The sequence below is a fragment of the Turicibacter sp. T129 genome, assembly GCF_025594975.1.
Lineage (GTDB): Bacteria > Bacillota_I > Bacilli_A > MOL361 > Turicibacteraceae > Turicibacter > Turicibacter bilis.
In genome coordinates, this window is the sequence record NZ_JAMQUU010000088.1 from 1 (window position 1) to 15,079 (window position 15,079).

A 15,079-nucleotide genomic window follows, 5' to 3' on the forward strand; every position below is an offset into this window, starting at 1 on the left:
TTTTATCATTCACGATAAAAAAAGTCGATGAAATGATTCATCGACAAAATAATTAAAATCCAGCTACGTATCATGAACCCATCGGTTTCTTAGCTAAATCATAGGATATAGATGATGTTTCTATTAATAACATTGCATCTGAAGTAGATTTAGTTAAGTTTTTTAAAGCGATTCAAATTAGGATATAACCATCGTGCTCCATGCATAAAGGTTCGTTCCAGTAAACTCAATCGATTTGATTTGGTCATGATCATCCAACTATCTTGAATCACAATTGCCCACCCCAATGGAACGAATAGGACCATTTTATTATAACTAATAGCTTTCAAAAGCTCCCCGTTCATGAAACAAAAAAAGGAACGGGTAAACCCACACCCAAAACAATCGACTTGAAATAAATGATACCATAGACATAATCGATGGTTTTCAATAGCTCCTAATGGAATCAAATAAATAACAATGAGTCCTACAACATAACATATGAGTCGATAATACCGAAATTTCATCATGGGTTACTGTAGTAAATTTCCATCGCTATCTGTCGTAATTACTGTTCCGCAAATAATTAAGATACCTTCAATAAATCCCCATAGACCAACAATCGCAGTTGTCACACCACATGTAAAAAATCCAAGTAGAACACTTAATATTAATTGAACGACTCCAATTGTTGTATAGCCTAAGTAAAAACGATGAATCCCAAATGCTCCTAAGAACACTCCTAATAGTCCCGCTACAATTTTTGACTTAGGCTCTCCATTTAATTTTTTTAACTTGGCTCCACATTTTACACAAACGTCAGCTGCCTCATTCGTCTCTGCTCCACAAAACGAACAGTAAGCATTCCCTTTGTTCGTTGACACTCCACAACTTGTACAATAATCAGCATTTTCATTCAATTCTTTCCCACAATGACGACAATACACGAAAATCATCCTCCCCCATAAATAGTCTAACACTAAAATTTTATGTCTTTATTTTCTGTAAAATGACAACAAAAAAACCATAATCCTTTTCAGGAGTTATGGCTTCATCCAATTGTTAAGTTTCACCTATATCATTAAAGTCTCTATTTGATTATTTTTCTTGAATCAAAAATGGGTAAGCATGAACATTCTTCACCCAATCCTCACACTCAACCTCTTCATCAGAAATGGCTTCTCCATGAAAATAGTAGCCATGATGACTCGTACAATAATTATTGACATTGTACTCACAAGTCCCACAATGACTTTGTTTTTGTTTATCCTTCATTTCCATTCCCCTCCTCACGTCCTAGTGTCAAAAGTTCACCAATAATGACACACTTTGAATCTGGGCCATGTCCAATATCATCCGTTTTCACAATGGGTAAATCTTGATTACCGACAATCTCTTGGACTAATGAAACAATATCGGGCTCATATCCTTTTTGTTGCATTTCTGTGAAGTGGCCTAAAATCAAACCATTAATTTGATCAAAAACTCCAAGTTGTTTATATTGATTTAAATAAGTGGCCATCTTCGCTACATCGCCGCTATAACTTTCAAGTAATAAGATTTTTCCATCAAAAGATGGTAGATACTCAGTTCCAGCTAATTTTAAGAAACAGCGAATATTTCCACCAACAACCTCACCTTTCATTTTCTTCCCTTGAATCCATGTGGGTTGAAAATTAAAAAGTGTATTTCCTCCTTGCATCAACGTTTCTTGGAACATTCCTTGCTGAATCTCTGCCATGGATCCAACTAAATTTCGAAGTTGATACAGATACGTTGGGTGACTCGTTTTAGCATAAATAGCATTGACTACAACCGATAAATCACTATAGCCAAAAAACAACTTTGGATGACTACGAATGATATCATAATCTAAATAAGGTAATACTCCATTGGCTAAATCACCACCAGAAACATCAAAAATAGCTTGAATATGATTATCCTCATAAAAATCCATTAATATTTTTGCACGTTCTTGATCCGTTGCATGATAAATGCTGTGCTTTTTAAATAAAGAAGCTGGCCACTTCATTTCTAACCCTAGTTTAGCTAATACAACTTCTAATTGTTCAATTGTTTGACGTTGACTTTCACTTAAGCCATTCGATAAAGCAACAATCCCAACGGCTTGATGCTGATTTAATAAGGTCACACCTATCACCCCTTCTTAGTTAGTTTCTAAACTACAACGTTGATGCTTTTTGTTAAATGGACTTAACATAATAGCGGTATTGAATAATCCTGGATAATGTTTACTTAAATAATCTAAATAATAACACCACTCATAAGTTAAATAGCGATATAACGCCGACATGTCTTGCTCTAAATGCTGACGTTCAGCTTCAGATAAAGAAGTAATATCTCTCACATCTAACTCTTCTTTTAAATGCATAATTAACATTAACATTTCAGTAAACGTCTCATGATCATGTAAACTTTCTGTTGTCATTAAAGTGATTAATAAATTCTTTCCTTCATGCAACATATGTTTTAAATCGCCTAATTCAATTTTGGCTAATTGAACTTCATAGTAATAAGATGAGTTCAATTGTTGTAAACGTTTAAAATAGGCATCATTCCAAATCGATGGGTCTTGAATACGTAATTTTTTACAAATGGCAACTCGATCATCTTGATCAACGAAGTATGCTAATAATTGTGTCCCAATTTCTGCATAAAATACACCAACAAGCATATTTAGTTTCTCTTTATCATGTTCTTTTTCACGTCTTTCCAACATACGCTCTAAAATCATACTAGTAAAGAAAACTTCCATTGGAATAAAAGCAATATCAGCAACTAAAAAAATCATCGTATGATGAATATCTTTAAAGATAAGGACATGAACAAAATGTAATAACAATGATAAGGTAACTAATCCTGCTCCTATTATAATATTTTCCTTTACCCGCTTTTTCATTATGTGGTAACACCCTTTCTAATTACATAATTTAACATTATTTACATGAACTAAATTTTTTTCCATAATAACGCTTTATTACATAATTATAAACAATCTGACCAACTTTAACAATGTGCCCCAAACGATTGCCTGTATATTCCTTTAGATATAGCACGTCTTTATGATACATAGAGCATTCCAACTTCTTATCCCATTTATCTATGACGATATAAAAATAGCTTAATCATTCGATTGATTAAGCTATTTTAAAATTTTAGTTTCAATAAACTCTTTCATTTGATTAAAATAAGATTGAATAATTTCATCCTTTTCTATATACAACTCGTGTTGTGCATTCTCAATTAAATAAAAATCAATTTCATGAGCTGAATTTGCAAAAGAATATTGACCATATGGCAGTACAGCGCTATCCTCTTTTGCTTGAAATAATAAGATTGGAGCGTCTATCAAAGTAATATTTTCTTTCTTAAGTACTTGATGAATCGCATCGATTGATGCTCTTACCCATTGCCAAGAAGAACCGAAAGTTGGAGAAGTGCCACCTGTAAATCGCTGTTGATACATAAAACTTCCTCTCTTTTGACTATTCGTTAATAAGTGAGTTGAATTGATTTCCTGCTCTAATTCTTGACGATAAGGTTCTCCAACTAGATAATCTGTTTTCTTTCCTAATAGGCAACTCAACTTAATATACGGATAAGCAAATCCTTCCCAAATTCCTGCTGTATCCACTTGAAACATTGGTGATGATAAAATCAAGCCATCGATTAGCGTTGGATACTGCTCTGCTAATAAAGCAGCAATACACCCGCCCATCGAATGTCCGAATAAAACGATTGGAGTCATCTTCACTTCTTTTATAACAATCTCCTCGATTAAATAACGCAAATCATTCACATAAACAGCATAATGATCTACATCAACTAAATTTCTATCACTTGGACTACGGGTTGACTCTCCATGACCATATTGATCAAAGATATAGACTTGATAGTTCATATTTAAAAAATAATAAATTGCTTCTTGATACTTCTCTTTTTTCTCACAATTTCCATGTATCATAATAATCGTCGCTTTAGGTTCTTCGAGAAGATAACTTTCATACACAATCGTATGTCCATCATTCATAAAGCTCTCACTTTTTCTATACTTCTCTAGTTTGGGGTACACATATTTAGTCATATTTTCTATATAATCTTCTTCTGATAAATAAAAATCGTCGATTGCTTTTTCTAAATTCAATACTTTTAATTTTGAACAACTTTCATCATATCTAAATAGAAACTGATAGATCATGACATAAACGACAGCTATCAAACATAAAGTGAAAACACTGTAAAGGATTACCCTTATCATTTTTATCCCCCTACTTAATTTTGCTAGTTTATCATCGTTATTGTAAGTCTATGAAAATAAAGTTTTAAAAATTCCTTTGTTTCGTCTTTACTCTACCAAAGCATATTAAACCCGCATTACCCTACATTTTTTAATAGCAATTCAAAAGACAACTTAATATCACTGGATTTAATTCTTTTGATTAAAGTTCCATTCCTATTTATTAAACATCTTTTTTATCCTATCAAAAAAGGCGACTATCATTGATAGTCACCTATTTTTTTATTTCATTAATCGACAAACATTATTTGTAAATGCCACTGGATCTTCAATATCTAACCCTTCGATTAGGCGTGCTTGATTATATAAGACATCTGTAAATAAATCAAACTTCTCTTGGTCCTGTTCATATGCAGCTTGTAATGATTTAAACACATCGTGGTTAACATTAACTTCTAATACTTTATCAGCTTTTACTTGCTGACCATTTGGCATCGAGTTTAATACCTTTTCCATTTCAATTGATAAATCCCCTTCATTGGCTAAACAAACAGGATGAGATTTTAAACGGCGGCTTGCACGAACAGCTTTAACTTTTCCGCTTAATACTGACGTCATATTTTCAAATAACGTTGCAAACTCTTTTGTTGCTTCCTCTTCTTTTGCATCTGTATCTAATCCTAAATCCGCACTAGAAACTGATTTAAATTCTTTGTCTTGGTATGACATTAACATTTTAATCGCAAATTCATCAATATCTTCTGTGAAGTATAAAATCTCATATCCTTTATCTAACACAGCCTCTGATTGTGGTAACTTTTTAATACGATCGATTGAATCTCCTACGGCATAATAAATATGCGTTTGATCTTCTTTCATACGAGACACGTATTCCTCTAATGTCACTAATTTATCTTCATGAGATGAAGCAAACATTAATAAATCTTGTAGCACGTCTTTGTTTGCTCCAAAGTCTGAATAAACACCATATTTTAATTGACGTCCAAATGATTGATAGAATGTTTCATACTTTTCACGATCATTTTTAATCATTTTTTCTAATTCATTTTTAATTTTCGTTTTAATGTTCTTTGCAATTAATTTTAATTGACGGTCATGCTGTAAAATTTCACGAGAAATATTTAACGATAAATCTTCTGAATCGACAATTCCTTTGACGAAACTAAAGTAATCTGGTAATAGGTCGGCACATTTATTCATGATTAAGACACCACTTGAATAAAGTTCTAATCCTTTTTCATACTCTGTTGTATAGAAATCGTATGGCATCTTCTCTGGAATATAAAGAATAGCATTATAGCTTACTGTTCCATCTACACTTAAATGAATATGTGCTAATGGTTGATCAAATCCAAAGTGTTTTTCATTATAGAAGTTTTCATAATCTTCATCAGTTAATTCGCGTTTATTTTTCTTCCAAATTGGAACCATGCTATTAACTGTTTGTTCTTCTGTGACTTCTTCATATTCACTTTCACTACCTTCTTTTAGTTGTGAGCGTGTTAAATCCATTTTAATTGGATAACGAATGAAGTCTGAATATTTTTTGATAATTGATTTTAATTTATAGACATCTAAATACTCATCAAAGTTTTCATCTTCTGTATTTTCTTTTACTGTTAAAATGATGTCTGTTCCAACCGTTGCTTTTTCACATGGCTCAATCGTATATCCATCGGCTCCACATGATTCCCACTTATAAGCTGTTTCTGCTCCTAAAGCTTTTGAAATGACAGTCACTTTATCAGCCACTAAGAAAGCTGAATAAAATCCAACCCCAAATTGTCCAATAATATCATGACCATCTTCTAACTCTGTATCTTTTTTAAATTGTAATGAACCACTTTTAGCGATAACCCCTAAATGTTCATCCAACTCCGCTTCTGTCATACCGATTCCTGTATCAGAAATCGTAATCTGACGCTTTTCTTCATCAATAGAAATTTTAATAAAGTAATCATCTGCATTGAAGCTTAAATCTGAATCTGTTAAGGCTTTATAATATAGTTTATCAATCGCATCACTTGCATTCGAAATTAACTCACGTAAGAAAATTTCACGATGTGTGTAAATTGAATTAATCATTAAATCTAATAATCGTTTTGACTCTGCTTTAAATTGTTTCAATTTAATCGCTCCTCTGTTCTTTTTTATCACTCTCATCATTAGAGTGCTAATACCCATATCAAATATATATCATACCCTAAATTTGGTGTCAACATTTTAATCCGCTATCACAGTAAATTCCAAGAAAAAATCGCATGATTTTCATGCGATTATTCCCCTAACCCACTTTCTTCAAATTTCTCAGCAAATCCATGTAATAACTTATTAATTGGTTTCTTTAAAAATAATGAAATAAGAACTGCCCCCACACTATAGATACACATAATGATAATATCTTTTGCTAAAACATTTTCCACGACTCCACCAATCGATTCACGTGCAAAAGAAATCGCATATGTAAAAGGCAAAAATGGATTAATAATTTGGAAGAACTTAGGTGTTAATTGAATTGGGAAAGTTCCTCCTGAACCTGCCACTTGTAAGACTAATAGAATAATTGAGACAACCTTTCCAACGTTACCAAATACTGAAACGAGTGAATAAACGATAAAAGTAAATGTGATACTCGTGAATAAAATTCCAACAATAAATAAACCTGGATTGACACAGTAGATATTTAAAAGATATAAATCACCTAATGCAATAATAAGACCTTGAACAAGTGCAATTGTTGCAAACAACAAGAACTTTCCAAAATATTCTTCACTTGGACGATATTCGCCTTTTGCATGAACCGATAACATTGAAATTAATAACGTCATTCCGACCCACTGAGCGAGTACACTATAAAATGGTGTCATCGCAGTACCGTAGTTATGCATTGGGAAGATGGTTTCCTCAACTAAATCGACGGGAGATGACATAAAGTTTTGACGTTCCGTCACTGCTTCTTGAAGTAACGTTAACACCTCTTGTAAACTTTGGCTTTCATTAATATCACCAAGTTTTGCAGTCACTTCTCTTACTTTATTCTCTGCTTCAGGTAATTTTGAGTTGATATATTCAATGGCGTCAATTCCTTTATCTGCTCCTTCATACGCTGTATTTAATAAGGAAGCAACATCTGGTAATTTTGCTTCAGCCTCTTTTAAAACTTGTAAGACATTAGTTGCCGTACTATAAGCCTGATCAATGACATTATTTAAAGATGGCACAATAGCACTATCAAAACGATTATAAATGGCACTAGCTGTACTTGAAACACTACTTAATAAAGTTTTGATGTTATTTAAAACCGTTAAATTAGGTTCTCCACCATTAACAGTAGTATCATGTAATTGTTGTAAAAAGTCTTTAGCTTTATCTAATTCTCCATTCACACCCTGTAACTGTGAAATTAATTCATCAAATCTACCGGCTGGGAATTTATTAAAACTCTCTAATACTTTAACAAATGATTGGACTAAACTTTGAGTGCTCTCTACTTTTGTGATTAAGTTCTCAATCAATTCAGGAGCTTTGTCTGACCCACTTAGAATGGCCTCTTCTATTTGACTCACATAAGTATTTAGTTCATCAGCAATCGTCTGAATTAATAACAGATCATTTTTTAAGGTCGGCATGAAATCACTTAGCGCTGATTTTGAAGTATCCATGAAACTTTCTAAAGAAGTAATCGTTGTCTTTGCAGAAGTAATGGTCGTTTCAATCAATGGTAAATCGGTCTGAATTGAGGCAATTAAGTCTTTTAATTGAATTCCACCATTATGAGCTGTTTGCACTAAACTATTCATATCGCCAAATTTTGAAATTAATTCTTCTAATTGATCATAAACATGCGATAACTGAGGTAATACGGTTTCTTGAATTTCCAACCCTAATCCTTTTCCCGCTTCAAATAAAATACCACTGACAGTTTCAACAATTGTTTGATTGATATTCTCTTGAACACCAGTGGCCCCTTTACTAGTTAACTTAGGAGCAATGGCATTAATTTTTTCATTCACTCGATAAATCATTTGTCCTTTTTTTACATCACTTGTCACTAAAGATATAATATTTTGTGAAAAATTATCAGGAATCGTAATCGTTGCATAGAATGTTCCCTCTTCTAATGCCTTCTCTCCTTCTGCTTCGTCAACAAATTGCCATCCCATTAAATCATTTTCTTTTAATTGATCAACCACTTGATCTCCAATATTAATGAGTTTTCCATTGAACTCAGTTCCCTTGTCATTATTAATCACACCAATTTTAATTTGGCTCGTTGCTTCCTGACCATAAGGATCCCACGATGCTTTAATATTAAACCACGCATAAAGTGACGGTAATATACATAAGGCTAAAATAACGATAAGAGCGGCATAATTTGTAAAAATACGCTTAAGGTCCTCTTTATAAATCGTCCAAACATTTTTTATCATTTTAAATCTCTTCCTTCTTAACTAACTCATTCTATTTTACAATCCCTGCATTGTCCATAAAAGATCGTATGACTTAAATCTAATTTAAAGGCAGATTTTTGCTCGAAGATTGCACTGATTTTTTTTATTTCTTCACACGAAATATTTTCAACTTTACCACAGCGTTCACACTTTACATGACAGACGAATGCCTCGGTTGATTGTTCGTCCACATAACAATAACATGCTGTTGGTCCATCACCACGTAAATACTTTCGAATAATCCCTTTTTCTAATAATAAATTAAGATATCGATACACCGTTGATTTGCCTATCTTTGTTCCTTTAGAACGAAAATGGCTAATAATCTCTTCTGCAGTAATATGTCGATCCCGATTTGAAGCTAGATAGCTTAAAATTAAGCTCCGTTGCCTCGTCTTATAGCCTTTTGACTCGGTCATATTCACACCTCATTCTCATAAATTTGAAACTCAGTTTCAAATTCTACTCCTCTTTGCAGAAACTGTCAATAAATTTTATCTAATGGACCAACAAAAAAAGAGAAAGGTGTCTTTTTTTAGGATACCTTTCCCTTCAAATTTCATACATGTGCAGACTTTAATTTATGTTCTTTTACAACTATTCACAAACTGTTCAAAGAGCATTCTTTCTTGTTCATTTGTTTTACATCTCGATTCAGGATGCCATTGAACAGCCACTAAAAAGGGGTAATTAGAATGATGAATCGCTTCTATTAAGCCATCGCTTGAAAGAGCTTCAACCATTAGTCCTTCACCTAACTTTTTAATGCCCTGATGGTGTCTGCTATTCACCTGTAAAGTATTCACATTTAACCACTGAGCTAACAAGCCACCTTCGACAAAAAAAACTTCATGAACCGGTTGATCATACGGGATTTGTTGTCGATGTGAGAAGTTGCGATCTTTTTTATATTGTGTTGGGATGTCTTGAAAAAGTGTCCCCTTAAAGAAAACATTTAAGAGTTGTAGTCCTCGACAAACCCCAAAAATAGGTTTATTTTGCTCTATTATTTTTTCTACTAATTTCAACTCAAATCTATCCCTAGAATCACACATTTTCCCACATAAATCAGTAGCTTTTTCATGATAAATGTTCGGATTGATATCGTGTCCTCCTGTTAAAAACAATCCATCAATTTTTGAAGCAATCTCTTCAATCATAGCTTCATTTTGTACAAGAGGTAGAATGATAGGCATACCTCCTGCTAAGGTAATAGCCTCAAGATAATCTTGCTCCATCCAAACGCACTGCTTTCCATCATCCCATAATGGAGCTAATCCAATGATTGGTGAATTTTTCATTTTATTTCTCACTCCTTTTTCTACCTACTATTTTTTAATATATTACCCTTTTCATAAAATAACACCCTGTATACAGTCTATATTATGCAAAAATAAGAAACTTCTCAAATGGAGATTCAAAAAATGTCTAAAAGTAAAAAACGAGGAATTTTATCCTGATTCAATAACACAGATTTATCCTTCTTTCAATATGATATACAGAAAGTCTATTAAAAAAGAGGTGTAGCAATGAACATTATTCTTATCATCATGACGATTTTTATTTATATTGGCATGATTCTTAACACCAAAAAAAGAACAGCTACTGCACTGTTAGGTGCTGGAACATTATTACTCATAGGAACACTAACATCTTCCTTTGATGTTGCAAAAGCTTTTACCTCATTTCCTTCTGAGATTATCATTCTTCTGATCGTTCTTTCACTTTTTACGGATATATTTGAACGTTGCGGTGTCATGAATCGGATCAGCTATAAATTTGTCGAGCTCTCGAAAGGAAGTCAAACTTTTATTATTCTCGTTCTGCCCTTCCTTATTTTCTTTAGTTCCTTATTTATGAATAATCTAAGTGTCGTTCTACTCTTTACCTATACTACCATCTATTTAGCTAATCAATATCATATCCCGATTACTCCTATCTTAGTTAGTTTAGTTGTTTCTTCTAATATTGGAGGAGCAGCCCTTCCATGGGCTGACACCCCTGCTGTGATTCTGACTCTATACACTGATTTCTCACTTTTTGATTTCTTAAATAAAATGTTATTCCCTTGTTTCTTATTTATTGTTTTCCTTTGCGGTTATACATATATTTGGTATCGTTTTTTTTCAAAGCACTGGCGTGAATCGCCGGTCATTAAGAAAGAACCTATTAAATGGAAAGAATTACGTATTCCATTAATCCTATTCGTTGGTTATATTATTGGTTTATGTGTGGGTCCCTTTTTTAATGTCTCGATTGCCTACGTTTCTTTATTCTTTGGGGGATTAGCCTTACTTTCAAATCATAAAGAATCTATGGATCTTCTTAACGACTTGCCACTACTGGACTCGATTGCTTTCTTAATCGCTTTATTTTTAATTGGTGGTGTTTTAGAACAATGTGGAATTCTATCTTCTATCGCCGAATATATTTTAGCAGCTACACAACAAAATCCTTATTTAATGTGTCTCTCTATTTTAGGATTATCCTTTCTAATTGCCACATTTTTATCAGCTGGACCTGCTGCAGCCACTTTATTACCCATTTGTACATCTTTATCTTCGCTCGTTCCTTTTCACTTAATTTATGCTGCTTTAGCACTTGGTATTTTATCAGGCAGTAGTATGCTCCCTTGGTCGGCTACCGGTGGACCCGTGTTACTGAGCCAAACTAAACGATTTATTAAACATATTAGAATGTTACCCTACGAGAAAAAAGAGCTTGAAGAAATCTTTGTCTTAAAAAATTATCTTGTCTTCTCGATTCCATTCGCTCTTTTTATGGTCTTATTCTCTGCCCTTTATATAGTAATTTATATTGCGATTACGATTGGATGACTAATATCCAGGTTTAATGATTCGACTTTTCCCTCTCGTTTCTAAACCACCAATATCTGTATCTGTGAACAAACCACTTTCTAGTAGGACATTCAAATCAATAACGGTTGAGATTGAAGAAGTAGAAAGGATAGAGGCGACATAAACTGGGTCATAAATATTAATCAGTGATCGTTTAGGAGCACTTGCAAAGTTTGCTCCTGCATTCATCAGAGCTTCGTAATTCGATTGACACCCTCCAGCAAATATAATAAGATCATCATAATCTTTATAGACCTTCCGTGCCGCCTTAATCGATTCAACAAAAAATCGGGAATTTTTATAATCAGACGGTGTCATAGAGTAACGCTTCTCTTTTGTCATTGAATCATGACCTGTGAGGATTAAGATATCTGGATGATGCAAGCTAAGTAATTCTGAAATAAACAGCGGTTGATGGCATTCTTTGATACAGTAAGCATCAACTGTTAAGTTTAACTTCTTATACAATGAACAACATTTTTTAAAATATAACATATTTCCATCTAAATGCAGAATTCGACCAAACTTCATATTTTGATGATTCGAGATGGTTTGATAATGAGGGTATTGCTTTAACAGCTTAGGTGGTGAATCAATTAATTTTGAATCTTTATTTTTTAGTTTAGACCATTTATTTGAAATCAATAACCTTGATTCAACACATTCTAAATCATCCAGATCTGCATCTGCAATTAAGCGATAATTTAAACCGTTCAAGATAGCCTGATGATTGATAATTTTAACAATTGTAAATTTCATGTCTTTCTGATAAGATTTTCTAACAATGATGTCACCTACTTGCATAGAATACTACACCTCTTTATTATGCTATACTGCATCATATGTCGGTGAGTATAAACATGTAAAGGCAATCTTCTTTTCTTTTTCTAAACTATCATCCCCAGCTTATCCAATTTCTTTACTAAGATTGAAGCACCATATACCTATGAGGGTTAGAAGAAATCAATAAGTTAAATGTCTATTCACCATTTAAATCCTATCAAAATAATATCGTTTTAAAAGCTGTTTGTTTTTACTTAAATGCATCATACATCGGGATTATTGACGAAAAATATGGTGATTAAAAATCAATATTACTTCGATGCTTCGCTGATTTACAATCATTTGACGGGGAATAAATTACGGACAATGCCCCCATTGTGAAAGACTAAAAAAAGAACCTAGAGACAGAAATCGTTCTTCTGGACTAGGTTCTTTTCATTTTATTTTGATTCAACTAAGATTAATGGGACTAACATTTCTTCACGTGTTAAACCCGCATGAGTCGCTGTAAATTCAAATTTCTTCGTTTTAGTCAGCGGCATGTAATCAAATAATTTACGCCCGGTTGCACAAGCAATATAATCACCAATAAAATCTAATGTTTTTTTATGAGGTTCTCCAGGACCAAATAATTGCTTCTGTAATGCTTCCTGTCGTGTTAGTAAGATGAAATCATCACTAAATAACTCATTAAAGCGTTGCTTAAACGTATCACGTAAATCTTCGCGAATGAAGAATGACATTAAACGTCCTTCAATGAATGGTGGCATTAAAAAACAATCGGTTAATTGAGGATACTCATTTAAATACGTTTTATTCTCTACATCAATTAAACCGTGATCAGCAGAAACAATAATTAAGGTATCTTCTAGCGTCTTTGATAACGACGCTAATAAATCATTGATTTCTTGTAATTTTTGTTTTGTTTCTTCTGAGTAACATCCAGTTCCATGCATCGTTTTATCTGGATCCGTCCAATAAGCAAAGATGAACTTCTCTTCATTTGTTTGACAAAGCTTTTCTACCTCTTCAAAAAATCCTTTAGCATCTTCAACACCAATTTTTTGATTTTTACCTTTGTAATCAATATAGGCCGGTTCTACCATATAAGCCTTTGTCTGATGATGGGTTACCTGTTCAATTTGATCAAGAATATGAGCATATGGCATTAATTCATGCCCGGCATGAGGAAGTTCTAATTTTTCTCCAGTATGACTATCAGTATTGATAAAAGTATCGATATAGCGTCCATATTCTTTAAAATATAAAGACCATCCTAACCAACCATGTTCAAGTGGAGATTTTCCAGCATAATATGCAGTCATCGCCGCTGTTGTTGTCGATGGAACGACTGATGTTAGTTCAGATTTAATGTGTTGATTTAAAAAATCAGTTGATTTTAAGTTTTTCTCTAAGGCGTCAATGCCCATTCCATCAAACACCATTAAAACAATCGTTTTATATTTCTTAGCAAGAGCTGCTTCAAGCTCAGGTAATACCTTATATTCACATGGAAGTCCATAATACTTCATTACAGTTGCAATTGTATTTAAAATACAACAATTATAGTTTGGATAGATAATATTTTTCATCTTGTCACCTCATTTATTTCCCTTATATTATAAAACATTTTTCAATCCATAATCTACTTTCACGAATATTATTTTGTAAATGAAACATTTGGGCAAGAGTCAATGCCTTTTTAGGAAAAAATAATATACTATACTGTAACTGAATTACAAAGTGAAAGGATGTAGCAAATTATGAAACAAAATATGAGATGTCCAGGTAGTGCTCCAATTGTAGGAGGTGCACCTGTGATGGGTGGTGCACCTATGGGAAGTGTACCGATGCCAACTATGCCACCAATGGGTCAATATGAAACTTGTTGCCAAGTCGTTGAGCCAACTGTTACTTGTGTTCCTCAGCAACATCATTATCACCGTGTCGATCATGTCATTCCAGTTGTGGTTCGTAATGTCCACCATCACCATAACCAACACAATTATGTCGTAAATCGACAAGAAAGTGTTGAATCATATCGTTATGATGAATACTTAGCAGGTCCAACCGTTATTAACCAGCCAACGCTTTATGCTCAACCAACTCAAGCAATGGCTCAAATGGCAACGCAAGCACCTGTTACAACACAGCCTGCAATGATGAATCAAACAGCTTATATGCAACAAATGGTGGGACAACCAGCAGTTACCCCTCAAAGTACTTTAACTAATCAAGCACCATTGATGAGTCAATCTCTTTTAGACCAAATGATGGGGCAAAGCTTAATTTAAAGTGAGGGAGATTATAAAGACTAGTCTTCATAGACTGGTCTTTTTTCTTTACTTTTTAGATCATCAATATAATCGATATGTAATTTTTTATTAACTTATATAAAAGCAGAAATGTATGTTACTATTTTATAGCAGCTTTAGTTAAACATTAGCTTTCATACTAAGACGTCATATAGTCCTTGGGTCACCTAGCGATTTCTGAAAGAAATCTATTCCTCTACTGCTAGGGCTTTAGTTTTTACAATATGAAAAACTGATCTGAACTTATATATCAATAATAGATTTACAGTAAATCATGGTTCTATAATATTTGGTGTGGGTGATTCCCACACTTCTTTTATTTGGAATAAAAAATAAGTATAAAAAAAGAGACATCACGTCCCAAATTCTATACCATGTAATTGACCAAAAAAACCACGAAAGGATTGGGGTTAT

Annotated in this window: 14 protein-coding genes; 2 read left to right on the forward strand and 12 right to left on the reverse strand. The window is 33.2% G+C overall.

The annotated features are described in order from the left end of the window. Positions 1-149: 149 nt before the first annotated feature. The 10 genes from NEH75_RS13675 to NEH75_RS12420 all read right to left on the reverse strand — a co-directional run bounded on the left by NEH75_RS13675 (position 150) and on the right by NEH75_RS12420 (position 10,010). Positions 150-509: a DUF2752 domain-containing protein gene (locus NEH75_RS13675; RefSeq protein WP_082411192.1), complete on the reverse strand. Its 360-nt coding sequence runs from the start codon at positions 507-509 to the stop codon at positions 150-152. 3 nt (positions 510-512) lie between these two features. Beyond that, the gene (locus NEH75_RS12380; protein ID WP_055275339.1) at positions 513-926 is read right to left on the reverse strand and encodes a TM2 domain-containing protein; all 414 of its coding nucleotides are present in this window, start codon (positions 924-926) and stop codon (positions 513-515) included. Positions 927-1,077: 151 nt separating this feature from the next. Next, on the reverse strand, positions 1,078-1,254 hold the full coding sequence (locus NEH75_RS12385) for a hypothetical protein (RefSeq protein ID WP_156343898.1): 177 nt from the start codon (positions 1,252-1,254) through the stop codon (positions 1,078-1,080). Continuing rightward, positions 1,244-2,131, reverse strand: coding sequence for a S66 peptidase family protein (locus NEH75_RS12390; RefSeq protein WP_055242172.1), 888 nt, complete (start codon positions 2,129-2,131; stop codon positions 1,244-1,246). Before NEH75_RS12390 ends, NEH75_RS12385 begins: the two co-directional genes overlap by 11 nt. Positions 2,132-2,146: 15 nt before the next feature. Beyond that, positions 2,147-2,899, reverse strand: a complete 753-nt coding sequence (locus NEH75_RS12395; RefSeq protein ID WP_262948951.1) for a hypothetical protein — start codon at positions 2,897-2,899, stop codon at positions 2,147-2,149. A gap of 243 nt (positions 2,900-3,142) precedes the next feature. Beyond that, the gene (locus tag NEH75_RS12400) at positions 3,143-4,258 is read right to left on the reverse strand and encodes an alpha/beta hydrolase (protein ID WP_262948953.1); all 1,116 of its coding nucleotides are present in this window, start codon (positions 4,256-4,258) and stop codon (positions 3,143-3,145) included. A 261-nt stretch (positions 4,259-4,519) separates the two neighbouring features. Next, positions 4,520-6,421, reverse strand: a complete 1,902-nt coding sequence (gene htpG / locus NEH75_RS12405) for a molecular chaperone HtpG (RefSeq protein WP_055242279.1) — start codon at positions 6,419-6,421, stop codon at positions 4,520-4,522. A gap of 113 nt (positions 6,422-6,534) precedes the next feature. Beyond that, on the reverse strand, positions 6,535-8,688 hold the full coding sequence (locus NEH75_RS12410; protein WP_055305947.1) for a YhgE/Pip domain-containing protein: 2,154 nt from the start codon (positions 8,686-8,688) through the stop codon (positions 6,535-6,537). A 26-nt stretch (positions 8,689-8,714) separates the two neighbouring features. After that, the gene (locus tag NEH75_RS12415) at positions 8,715-9,128 is read right to left on the reverse strand and encodes a Fur family transcriptional regulator (protein ID WP_055305948.1); all 414 of its coding nucleotides are present in this window, start codon (positions 9,126-9,128) and stop codon (positions 8,715-8,717) included. A gap of 162 nt (positions 9,129-9,290) precedes the next feature. Beyond that, positions 9,291-10,010, reverse strand: a complete 720-nt coding sequence (locus NEH75_RS12420) for a gamma-glutamyl-gamma-aminobutyrate hydrolase family protein (RefSeq protein ID WP_055242162.1) — start codon at positions 10,008-10,010, stop codon at positions 9,291-9,293. A 228-nt stretch (positions 10,011-10,238) separates the two neighbouring features. Between NEH75_RS12420 and NEH75_RS12425 the strand changes: the two genes are divergently transcribed. Further along, entirely contained in the window at positions 10,239-11,546 is a 1,308-nt protein-coding gene (locus NEH75_RS12425; protein WP_262948955.1) for an SLC13 family permease, read from the forward strand. On the opposite strand, the gene NEH75_RS12430 is transcribed toward NEH75_RS12425, so the two are convergent. Together NEH75_RS12430 and NEH75_RS12435 are read right to left on the reverse strand one after the other, a co-directional pair. Beyond that, positions 11,547-12,371, reverse strand: a complete 825-nt coding sequence (locus NEH75_RS12430) for a sporulation peptidase YabG (protein ID WP_055305950.1) — start codon at positions 12,369-12,371, stop codon at positions 11,547-11,549. A 419-nt stretch (positions 12,372-12,790) separates the two neighbouring features. Then, on the reverse strand, positions 12,791-13,942 hold the full coding sequence (locus NEH75_RS12435; RefSeq protein WP_262948956.1) for an alkaline phosphatase family protein: 1,152 nt from the start codon (positions 13,940-13,942) through the stop codon (positions 12,791-12,793). A gap of 171 nt (positions 13,943-14,113) precedes the next feature. On the opposite strand from NEH75_RS12435, the gene NEH75_RS12440 reads away from it, so the two are divergent. Then, positions 14,114-14,644: a hypothetical protein gene (locus NEH75_RS12440; protein ID WP_156343896.1), complete on the forward strand. Its 531-nt coding sequence runs from the start codon at positions 14,114-14,116 to the stop codon at positions 14,642-14,644. The last annotated feature ends 435 nt before the right edge of the window (positions 14,645-15,079 follow it).